The sequence below is a fragment of the Pseudomonas sp. TWI923 genome (genome assembly GCF_039673365.1).
Lineage (GTDB): Bacteria > Pseudomonadota > Gammaproteobacteria > Pseudomonadales > Pseudomonadaceae > Aquipseudomonas > Aquipseudomonas sichuanensis.
The window spans coordinates 1-10634 of record NZ_JBDJLM010000111.1 but is presented as its reverse complement, the minus strand read 5'-3'; the positions used below and the strand labels follow the sequence as shown (position 1 = coordinate 10634).

At 65.0% G+C, this 10634-nt stretch carries 10 protein-coding genes; 3 read left to right on the top strand and 7 right to left on the bottom strand.

Annotated elements, in window-relative coordinates; genetic code table 11:
• Positions 1-273 precede the first annotated feature (273 nt).
• On the top strand, positions 274-648 hold the full coding sequence (locus tag ABE459_RS24510) for a DUF2784 domain-containing protein (protein ID WP_323828999.1): 375 nt from the start codon (positions 274-276) through the stop codon (positions 646-648).
• Here ABE459_RS24510 and tam read toward each other — a convergent pair.
• Positions 625-1401: a trans-aconitate 2-methyltransferase gene (tam, locus tag ABE459_RS24505; protein ID WP_125464524.1), complete on the bottom strand. Its 777-nt coding sequence runs from the start codon at positions 1399-1401 to the stop codon at positions 625-627. The genes ABE459_RS24510 and tam overlap by 24 nt on opposite strands.
• Before the next feature lie 106 nt (positions 1402-1507).
• Between tam and ABE459_RS24500 the strand changes: the two genes are divergently transcribed.
• Complete coding sequence (locus ABE459_RS24500) at positions 1508-1957, top strand: FecR domain-containing protein (RefSeq protein WP_323828997.1); 450 nt, start codon at positions 1508-1510, stop codon at positions 1955-1957.
• A gap of 55 nt (positions 1958-2012) precedes the next feature.
• On the opposite strand, the gene ABE459_RS24495 is transcribed toward ABE459_RS24500, so the two are convergent.
• Positions 2013-3422 (bottom strand): amino acid permease, encoded by a 1410-nt coding sequence (locus ABE459_RS24495; protein WP_323828995.1) that lies wholly within the window; start codon positions 3420-3422, stop codon positions 2013-2015.
• 439 nt (positions 3423-3861) lie between these two features.
• Between ABE459_RS24495 and ABE459_RS24490 the strand changes: the two genes are divergently transcribed.
• Positions 3862-5286, top strand: a complete 1425-nt coding sequence (locus tag ABE459_RS24490; protein ID WP_110996152.1) for a PLP-dependent aminotransferase family protein — start codon at positions 3862-3864, stop codon at positions 5284-5286.
• Between the two features lie 257 nt (positions 5287-5543).
• Here the strand turns inward: ABE459_RS24490 and ABE459_RS24485 are convergent, their stop codons facing one another.
• The 5 genes from ABE459_RS24485 to ABE459_RS24465 form a co-directional block, all read right to left on the bottom strand.
• A complete protein-coding gene (locus tag ABE459_RS24485; protein WP_125464527.1) occupies positions 5544-5813 on the bottom strand; it encodes a DUF3077 domain-containing protein in 270 nt (89 codons plus the stop codon).
• A gap of 64 nt (positions 5814-5877) precedes the next feature.
• Positions 5878-6120: a hypothetical protein gene (locus tag ABE459_RS24480; RefSeq protein ID WP_323828992.1), complete on the bottom strand. Its 243-nt coding sequence runs from the start codon at positions 6118-6120 to the stop codon at positions 5878-5880.
• Between the two features lie 714 nt (positions 6121-6834).
• The gene (locus ABE459_RS24475; RefSeq protein ID WP_323828990.1) at positions 6835-7857 is read right to left on the bottom strand and encodes a histone deacetylase family protein; all 1023 of its coding nucleotides are present in this window, start codon (positions 7855-7857) and stop codon (positions 6835-6837) included.
• A complete protein-coding gene (locus ABE459_RS24470; protein ID WP_323828988.1) occupies positions 7857-9098 on the bottom strand; it encodes a Zn-dependent hydrolase in 1242 nt (413 codons plus the stop codon). Before ABE459_RS24470 ends, ABE459_RS24475 begins: the two co-directional genes overlap by 1 nt.
• Before the next feature lie 27 nt (positions 9099-9125).
• The gene (locus ABE459_RS24465; RefSeq protein ID WP_125464531.1) at positions 9126-10430 is read right to left on the bottom strand and encodes an MFS transporter; all 1305 of its coding nucleotides are present in this window, start codon (positions 10428-10430) and stop codon (positions 9126-9128) included.
• Between the last annotated feature and the right edge of the window lie 204 nt (positions 10431-10634).

Sequence of the window (10634 nt, the reverse complement as noted above, 5' to 3'; positions counted from 1 at the left end):
GGAGGGCCGTATGAATGGAGCGAGCGGTTTTTGGTTACTTTTTTCCAAGAAAAAAAGTAACCCGCCGTAAGGGCGGAAAGGTGACTACGCGTCGACATCACAAATGAATGCACATACAACTATCAAAACCAACACAACAGAACATCCAGCCAAAAACTAAGAAACTAAGAAACTAAGAAACTAGCAACTTAAACCGCACCCATCTTAAAAGCAGCACCCTCCCAGACACACATCTGATTTATGCTGAACCCCCTCCCCCCGAGCCCCCACCCCATGCTCTACCGCCTGGCCGCCGACACCCTGGTCCTGCTCCATTTGACCTTCATCCTCCTGGTCCTGCTCGGCGGCCTGCTGGTGCTCTGGCGCCGCAAAGCCCTGATCCTCCACCTCCCCGCCCTCGCCTGGGGCCTGGCCGTGGAGGGCCTGCACCTGCAGTGCCCATTGACCGACTGGGAAAACCATTTGCGCACCGCCGCCGGCAGCGCCGGCTACCAAGGCGGTTTCGTCGAACATTACATCTGGCCCCTGATCTACCCCGCCGGGCTCACCCCACAGATCCAGCTATGGCTAGGCACCGTCGTGTTGCTGCTCAACCTCGGCATCTACGGCTACGTGCTCTGGCGCCTAACGCGTCGCCACCACGAATAACCGCGGGAACGGCAACAGCACCTTGCCGTCAGTGGCCGGCGGGTAATCGCGCTGCATCGCCTGCAGGTACAGCTGCAGGAAATCCGCCTGTTCCCCTTCGTCCAACCGCGCCAGATAAGGCCGTAGCGCCGAGCCCTTGAACCACTCCACCACCGCCTCGGCGCCACCGGGCAGCGGGTGATGATAGGTGGTGCGCCACACATCCACCCGCGCGCACAGCGGGCTGAGCAGGTCGTAATAAAACGCCGCGCTGTGCCGTGGCGGCAAGCTGAAGTCGGCGAACTTGTCGGCCCACGGCCCCTGGCTGGCAATGTCGCGCAACTGCCGGTGCGCGGGTTCGTCGAGGTTGTCCGGGGTCTGCACCGCCAGGCTGCCGCCCTCGCTGAGCTGGCGTACCAGGTGCGGGTACAGGCTGGCGTGGTCGGGCACCCACTGCAGCGAGGCGTTGGCGAGGATCAGGTCCTGGGGTTCGGGGGCCGCCCAGCCGCCGATATCGGCGATCTCGCAGCGCACCCGCGGGATGCTCAGGCGCGGCCGCTGCCTGGCCTTGTCGACCATGTCGGGGTCGCTGTCCAGCGCGGTCACCTGCGCATCGGGGTGGCGCTGCAACAGCACTTCGGTGGAGTTGCCCGGGCCGCAGCCCAGGTCGGTGGCATGGCGCACCGGGCGTGGCGGCACGGCAGCGAGCAGGTCGCGCACGGCGCGGGTGCGTTCGGTTTCAAACAGCGAGTACTGGGTGGCGGACCAGGCCATTGTGTGGCTCCTTGCGTGGCGGATGTGTGCAGCATAAGCCATTCGCCCAGTGGAGCGCCGGAACCGAGTGACTATGCTGCAAGTCTGTCCCTGCATGCGCACATCAATGAAAACCACCCTGCCCCTGATCTTGCTCGCACTGGTCGCCGCCTCCGCCTTGCTTGGCTCGCCGTGGATGAGCCAAGGCTTCGACCTGGCCGACCTGCGCACCACCGCCAGCCAGCAACTGACCCGCCACCTGGAGGACGGCAGCCTGCTGGTGCTGCAGCCCGACAGCGCGGTGGACGTGGAATACGACACCCAGCAACGGCGCCTGACGCTGCTGCAAGGCGGGCTCTACGTCGAGGTGGCCGATGACGACCCGCGGCCCTTCCTGCTGGTCACCGAGCACGGCACCCTGGCCACCCGGGACGGGCAATTGGCGCTGGTGCGCAAGGGCGGGCAATCCGACGTCGAACTGCAGGCCGGCAGCGCCGAGCTCGACAGCGGCGGGCAGCATGTGCGCCTTGGCCCCAACCAGGCGCTGCGCTTCGACCAGGCAGGCCCGGTGCACTGAACGAAAACGGCCGGACCCCGCAAAGGGCCCGGCCGTCTTGTGCAACGCTCGGCGCTTACGCGCGCTTGGCGCTACGGATCTGGTGCACCACACCCATGGCCACCACCACGGCGGCAGCGATGCCGGTGGAGATCACCAGGATCTGGTAGTCAGGCATGAAGGCCATGGTTACCAGAGCGGCAACGATGAAGGCGATGACCAGGTAGGTCAGCCAAGGGAACAGCCACATCTTCAGGCGCACTTCCTTGCCTTCGGCAATCAGCTTGCGGCGCATGCGCAGCTGCGAGAAGGCGATCACCAGGTACACCAGCAAGGCGATCATGCCGGTGGTGTTCATCAGGGTTTCCAGCACGTCTTTCGGGCGCAGGGTGTCGCTGAAGTTGATCAGTGCGCAGAACACCGCCACCAGGCACGAACCGATGATCGCGTTCACCGGTACACCGGTGCCGGTGCGGGTGAACTTGAACAGACGCGGCGCGTCGCCACGCTGGGCCAGGGAGAACAACATGCGCGAAGCGGTGTAGTGGCCGGAGATCAGGCAGCTGCTCACCGAGGTCAGCACCACGAAGTTCATCAGCAGTTCAGCGTACGGCACACCCAGCAGCTCCAGGGTACGGCGGTAAGCGCCATAGCCGGAGACGCCAAGCTGCGGATCGTTCCACGGCACCAGGCAGACGATCAGGAAGATCGAGCCGACGTAGAACAGGCACACGCGCCACACCACGGAGTTGGTGGCCTTGACGATCTGGGTGGCCGGGTCCTTCGCTTCGGAGGCGGCGATGGTGACGATCTCGGCGCCCAGGAAGGCAAACATCACCCCCAGCAACGCACCGATCACCGTGGTGATGCCGTTGGGCATGAAGCCTTCGGCGGTCAGGTGGCTGATGCCACGCACTTCACCGAACTGCCAGACGTTCATCACCGCCGCGGTGCACACCACCAGGAAGCAGACGATCGCCACCACCTTGATCAGCGCGAACCAGAACTCGAACTCGCCGTAGTGCTTGACGTTGAAGAAGTTGACGGTGATCAGCAGCAAGGTCGTGGCCAGCACGAACACGTTGACGCTCACGTCGGGGAAGAAGCCGTGCAGGATCTTGCCCGCCACGTAGGCTTCCCAGGCCATCAGGATCACCCAGTACCACCAGTACAGCCAGCCGATGGTGAAGCCGGCCCAGCGGCCGATGGCGCGGTCGGCATAGGTGGAGAACGAGCCGGTGTCAGGCGAGGAAGTCGCCATCTCGCCGAGCATGCGCATGATCAGCACCACCAGGATGCCGCCAGCCAGGTAGGCCAGGACGGCTGCCGGGCCGGCGCTGTGGATGACACTGCCGGAACCGACGAACAGTGCGCCGCCGATCACCCCGGCGATGGACATCATCGTCAGGTGGCGCGACTTGAGCGAGGCACTGAGCTTGCTCTCGTGCCCGTCGTTCGCGGTGGTGGATGTGGATGTTGCGTCCATCAGTTATTTACCCCGTGCTTCTTTTTATCCAAGGAAAAACTGTGAAACCCCGATGGTTATCGGTCTCACCTGTACATCAGTGCAAATGCGGGCAGGGAGGTGTGCGCGAGCACACGCAGGCCATCCGTGGCGGCCTGCTTACGCGGCCAGAGGTTGCCCTCTGAACGAACTGAACCATGCTGGGTCCGAACCAAAGGCGGCCGGCCGGGCAGAAAGAAGGTGCGAGGCGAACCCCGACGGTAAAGCAGCGAATTTATGATTATTCATGACGCTGGTTCGTGCTGTGTTGGCGATTTCTGACACGTAATGTAAAAATGTCGAACACTTTGAGCCATGCACAGCGGTGCGAAATCTGTACTGCACTGTACAGGCCGCCGATGCAATACACCCCGAATTCCCGGCCGGCGCTTGGCGTTACGCACCCCCGAAGGCACCCCGAATGCTCCAGCTACACCCGGACTCCTCCACCCCGCTGGTCAATCAGATCATCGACGGGCTGCGCGCGCTGATCGACAGCCAGGCGCTCAAGCCAGGGGCGAAGGTGCCGTCCATCCGTGCCTTTGCCGCCACCTACTCGGTGAGTACCTTCACCGTGGTCGAGGCCTACGACCGCCTGGTGGCCCAGGGCCTGTTGGTGAGCAAGGGCAATGCGGGCTTCTTCGTCAATCGTGCGGCGAACGAGCTGGTGGATAAAGCCAACATCGAAACGGACAGCACCCGCCCGACGTTCAATTCCGAGTGGTACCTGCAGCAGATCTTCGAGACCCGCCAACTGCCCTTCAAGCCCGGCTGCGGCTGGCTGCCCAATGACTGGATGTACGAGGAAGGCCTGCGCCGCGGCATGCGCCAGGTGGCCGGCAGCCCGCTGGAACTGTCCGGTTACGGCGACCCGATGGGCCTGCCGGAGCTGCGCGCCCTGACCGCGCAGAACCTGCAGCAGGAACTGTCGATCGTCGCCAACCCGGCGCAACTGATGCTCACCCACGGCGCCAGCCAGGCCCTGGACCTTGCCGTGCGCACCCTGGTGCGCCCCGGCGACGTAGTGCTGGTGGACGACCCCGGCTACCCCAACCTGATGAGCATCCTGCGCACTCAGGGCGCAACGCTGGTGGGCGTGCCCCGCACCCCGGCCGGCTACGACCTCGACCACCTTGAGCGACTGTTGGCGCACCACCAGCCCACCGCCTTCTTCACCCAGCCGCACCTGCACAGCCCGACCTGCTCGCGCACCCCGCTGGCCCAGTTGCACCGCCTGCTGCAACTGGCCAGCCGCCACGGCTTCCGCCTGGTGGAAAACAACCTGTACGCCGACATGATCACCGACCCGCTGCCCTGCCTGGCCAGCCTCGACCACCTGCAGCAGGTGGTGTACGTCGGTAGTTATTCGAAGAGCATCTCGCCCAACGTGCGCGTCGGCTACCTGCTGGCCAACCCCGAACTGATGCAGCAGTTGCTGCATTTGAAGATGCGTTCGGGGCTGACCACCTCGCAGGTGATGGAGCGCGTGGTGTACGCCGCGATCATCGACGGCCGCTGGCGCAAGCACCTCAAGCGCCTGCGCCAGCGCCTGGCCGAGGCCCATCAGGAGGTGGGCCGGCATCTGCATCGGCTGGGGTTCGAGCTGTTCATCGAGTCGGACGAAGGGATGTACATCTGGACCCGCCATCCGGCGATCCCGGACAGCGCGGCGCTGCTGGACGATGCGCTGGAGAAAGGCATCATGCTCGGGCCTGGGCAGCTGTTCATGGTCGATGCCAAGGCCACTGGGTGGATGCGCTTCAATGTGGCGTTCAGCACCGACCCGGCGATGTGGGAGTTGCTGGAGAAGGTGTTGGTGAAGCATGTGCGCCGAGGCGGGGTTTAAACCCGCCTCGCTTTCATCGCCGGCAGCGCTTCTGCCGCCCCACCTGACGCAAGCCATGCGCCAAGGCTGGCAACCATGGCCTCACAGGTTCGGCACGTTGCAACAAATGTGGGAGTAACTGGCTTGTGCAGGGCTGCTGCGCAGCCCATCGCCGGCAAGCCCGCGCCCACAAAAGCACCCCAAGGCATGATTTTGGTGGGGTCGGGGTGGGAGCCGGCTTGCCGGCGATGGGTCGCTCAGCGGTCCCTATTACCGACTCAATGCGCCAAGCCCAGCTCGGCGTCATCGAGCAACGCCTTGGCCATGGCGCTCAGGTAATACGCCGCCCAGACCATGCGCGGGTCTTCCTCCATGACCCCGAGCAGGGTCAGGTGGCGCACGCAGTCCAGCAGTTCAGAGGCCTGTTCGCGGGCGTGATCGCAGGGTATGCCCGGTTCGATGCGAAACAGCGGCTGGGGGCTGTCTTGCCCCTGGCAGAAGCGGGTTTTGCCGGCAGTGGTGGGAGGTGTTGGGTTGTCCGTGGTCATACCGTAATCCTCGAAGTCATTGCGTTGGGTGTGGCGGCCCGTTCGCTGGCGAACGGGCTCGGCCTCAATGCAAGGGCTGCGGCATCGCCGCCCGTTGCACCTGCGCCAGTGCCGATTCCAGCAGCGAGCGCAGCGTTTCCATCTCGTGCACGGCGGCCAGCATCAGCATCGAGCCGGGGGACTTGGTGCAGAGCAGGACGGATTGATGGGCGACGGCCAGGGCGCAGTGCAGGTGTTCGCTGATCTGGACCAGGGTGTCTTCGAGGAAGGTGTGGGGATGGGGTGGGTCGGGGACGATCTTGAGCATTAACAGTTCCTCAAGTGGGCAACCATCCACTCTGCTGTCAAACAGGTGGGTGGCCGCTGTACGTAGGTTGACAGACCGGAGGAACTGTTAAGACCGGCGCACGCGAGCGTGCCCTACGTACAGCCGCCATTGAGGGCGACACCATACGCATTCAGTTCATCGCGGCCTGTCAAAGCCATGTCGCTGATGTGCAGCGACCCGGCGAGACTAGTAGGCGGAAATTGCCACCGCAACGGAAAAAATGCGCGGGCATTATCTTTGGGAAATGGACTACAGGGAAGGTGTGAAATCTGATTGATAGGCTGGGGCTGGCAAGGGCCTGGCTGCAGATTGCATGTGGGCGGCAAGGTGCCAGGCGACAGATTTGCAGCGCCCTTGAGATCGAGCGCCGCCCGCGCGGCGCATCGCTGGCAAGCCAGCTCCCACATCTGTTTCGGGCCAGTCACTCCTGTGACTTCATCACTGTCCGCCTTGTTTGTACGACGCGGTATTGAGGTGGGCACCACTGGCGCCTCACATGACTTAAGACATGCACCAAGGCGGGCAGCGGTACCTTCACAGGCATAACTGGCCCGAAACAGACTGTGGGAGCTGGCTTGCCAGCGATGCGCCGCGCGGGCGGCGCTCGATCTCAAGAGCGCTACAAATCTGTCGCCTGGCACCTGGTGGCCCACATGCGATTCCAAGACAGGCCATGGGGTCAATCAGTTGCCACTAGCGCCAGTCTTCCTTCACCGCAAAAAACGCCCGCGCATTCGCCTCCAGGCTCTCCAAGTGATACCCCCCCTCCTGCACGATCAAGCAAGGCAAGCGCAACCCACGAATCTGCTCACCCAACCGCGCAAAGCCTTCAGTGCTCACTGCCACCTTGCTCTGCGGGTCCAACTCATAGATATCGAACCCCAGCGACAACACCAGCACTTCGGCACCAAAGTCCTTCACCGCATCCAGCGCCACCTCCAGCCGGGCCATGAAATCATCCTCACTGGCGCCATGCGCCATGGGCAGGTTGAGGTTGTAGCCCTCCCCCGCGCCGCTGCCGCGCTCGTCCGCAAAACCCGCAACGCCCGGGTAGAAATTGGTCGGGTCGCCATGCACCGAGACATACAGCACATCACTGCGGTCGTAGAAGATCTCCTGGATGCCCTGGCCGTGGTGCATGTCGGTGTCGAGGATCGCTACCCGGCTGTAACGGCTGCGCAGGGCCTGGGCGGCGACCGCGGCGTTGTTGAGGTAGCAAAAACCGCCCGCGGCATCGAAGCGGGCATGGTGCCCCGGCGGGCGGCACAGCGCGTAGGCCGCGGGCTCGCCGTCGAGTATCGCCCTGGCCCCGGCAACGGCACTCTGCGCCGACCAATAGGCCGAGCGCCAGGTGTGCTCGCCCACCGGGCAGCTGCCATCGGCCAGGTAGCGCCCGGCCTGGGCAAGGATGCCGCGCAGCGCGTTGGGTTCGCGGACGAAGATGTTGGACATGACTTCGTCGCCCCAGTCCTCAGGCACTTCCTTCCAGCGTGCATGGGCTTCTTCGAGAAAGCGCAGGTACGCCTCGCCGTGCACGGCCTTCAGCGGCGCAAGGCCTGCGTCGTCAGGCTGGCGGATGTCAAAGCCCAGGCCCTTGGCGGCCTGCAGCAGGCGCTGGGCGCGCTCGGGGACTTCCTGCGGGGTGCGCATGGCACCGCGGGAGTAGTAACTGCGCGGGTGGTGCAGCAGCTGTTCGGGGTGGAAATAGCAGCGCATCAGGCGTCTCCTTCGGCAACCTGGCCGGCACGGGCCAGCACGGCATTGAGCAGTACGTCGACACCCTGGCGGGCGTCCTCGGGCAGCACGTCCTCGGCCTCGTTGTGGCTCAGGCCGCCGACGCAAGGGATGAACACCATTGCCGTCGGGCAGTAGCGCGCCAGCAGGATGGCGTCGTGGCCGGCACCGCTGACGATGGCTTGCTGGCTGTAGCCCAGCCCGTCCACGGCTTGCTGCACCGCCGCCACGCAGTCGGCGTCGAACGGCGTGGCCGGGCTGACCCAATGGCGTTCGACCGTGACCTTGAGGCCGCGCTGACAGGCAATGGCCTGCAATTGCAAGCCGATATCGCGCTCCATGGCCTCGATGGCCTCGTCGCGGTGATGACGCAGGTCGAGAGTGAAACGCACCCGGCCGGGGATGGTATTGCGTGAGGATTTGGCGATGTCCAGCTCGCCCACGGTGGTCAAGCCCTCGGGGGCAAAGTCGCTGGCCAGTTGCTCGACGGCCTGGATCATCCGCGCCACGCCGTACAGGGCGTCCTTGCGCAGCGCCATCGGCGTAGTGCCGGCATGGGCGGCCATGCCTTCCACGGTCACGTCGAGCCAGCGAATGGCCTGGCCGCCGCTGACCACGCCGATCGCCTTGGCGTTGTCCTCGAGGATCGGGCCCTGCTCGATGTGCGCCTCGAAGTAGGCATCCACCGCGCCCCCCAACGGGCGCTGGCCGGCATAGCCGGTACGGCGCAGTTCATCGGCCACGCTGACGCCGTCGGCATCGCGGATCGCCAGAGCCTGCTGCAGGTCGAGGCTGCCGGTGAACACCGCCGAGCCGAACATGGCCGGGGTGAAACGGGCGCCCTCCTCGTTGGTCCACACCGCGATCTCCAGCGGCTTGCGGGTGCGGATGCCGAGGTCGTTCAGGCGGCGCACCACTTCCAGCCCGGCCAGCACGCCATACACACCGTCGAAACGCCCGCCCTCGGGCTGGGTGTCGAGGTGGCTGCCCATCATCACCGGCGCAGCATCCGTTTCGACGCCCTCGCGGCGGGCGAACAGGTTGCCGATGGCGTCCACGCTCAGGCTCAGCCCGGCCTCGCGGCACCAGTGGCCGAACAGTTCGCGACCGGCCTTGTCCTCGTCGCTCAAGGCCAGGCGGCAACTGCCGCCACGGGCGGTGGCGCCGACTTCGGCCATGGCCATCAGGCTCGCCCACAGGCGTTCGCCGTTGCTTTTCAACATTGCAGGTACTCCAGACAAATCAGGGAATCAGGCCAGTTCGAGCTGCTGGCTGCGGCTGTACTGGCGCGCCAGGGCCAGCACGCAGACCAGGGAAATACAGGCGATCAGGCTGTAGAACAGCGCCATTGGCCACCACTGGCCAGTGAAGCTATGGGCCAGCCAGGCGCCGATCAGCGGGGTCAGGCCTCCGGCGATGGCGCCGCACACCTGATAGGCCAGGGAGATCGCGGTGTAACGCACGCGGGTTTCGAACATGCCACTGACGTAGCCGGCGATCACCGCGTAGAACGAGGCCATGCACGCCGCCGCCAGGGCGATGCCGAGCACGATCAGCGAGGCCTGGCCGCTGCCGACCAGCACGAACATCGGGTACGGCGAGGCCATCGCCAGCAGCGCCACCAGGGCCAGGAAGCGCGTGGCGCCGAGCTTCTCCGACAACCAGGCGGCCAGCGGCTGCACGCAGAACTGGATAACCGCCACGAAGAACAGGCATTCCAGAATCAGCGAGCGCTCAAGGTGCAGTTGCTGGGTGGTGTAGCTGATCATGAAGGTGTTGGTGAAATAGACCCCGGCAATCCCCAGGGTATTGGCGCCAATGCACAGCAGCAGCGGGCGCCAGGCAGTGCGCAGCACCTCCAGCACTGGCGCCTGCTCCTTGCGCTGCGCCTTGTGCGCCTGCTCGCGACTGGCGAGGAACTCGGGCGACTCGTTGACCCCCAGGCGAATCGCCAGCCCCACCAGCAACAGGGCCGCGCTGGCCAGGAACGGCACGCGCCAGCCCCAGCTCATCAGGTCCTCTTCCGGCAGGCGGGTGACCACGCCGAAGGCCAGCAGCGAGAGGATCAGGCCGGCCGGGCTGCCCAGCTGGGCGAACGAGGCGAAGAAATTGCGCCGGCCCTTGGGCGCATGCTCGCCGGCCATCAGCACCGCCCCGCCCCACTCGCCGCCCACAGCGATGCCCTGGACCACCCGCAGCACAATCAGCAGCACCGGCGCGGTGGCGCCAATCTGCGCGTAGGTCGGCAGCAGGCCGATGCACACGGTGACCACGCCCATCATCACCAGGGTGATCACCAGGGATTTCTTGCGGCCGATGCGGTCGCCCACATGGCCGAAGACGATGCCGCCCAAAGGCCGGGCAAAAAAGCCCACGGCGAAGGTGCCGAAGGCGGCCATGGTGCTGAACAGGCTGTTGTCGGAGGGGAAGAACAAGGCGCCGAACACCAGGGCGGCGGCGGTGGCATAGATGTAGAAGTCGTACCACTCGATCATGGTGCCGATGAACGCGGCGGCGGCGGCACGGCGCGGTTGGGGCGAAGCGGCGGGCTTCATGGGGTGGCTCCTTTGTTTGTTGTTCTGGCAGGAGTTGGGGACACGGTTTGCGCTCTTGTGGCGCTTCGCAGTGCGGACCTGAAGGGTCGAGTTGCCTGCTTCGCGGGTAAACCCGCTCCCACAGGTCATGCGCCGAACCTGTGGGAGCGGGTTGACCCGCGAAGCCCGCGACACCGAACTGGCAGGCCGGCGCATCAAAGACGG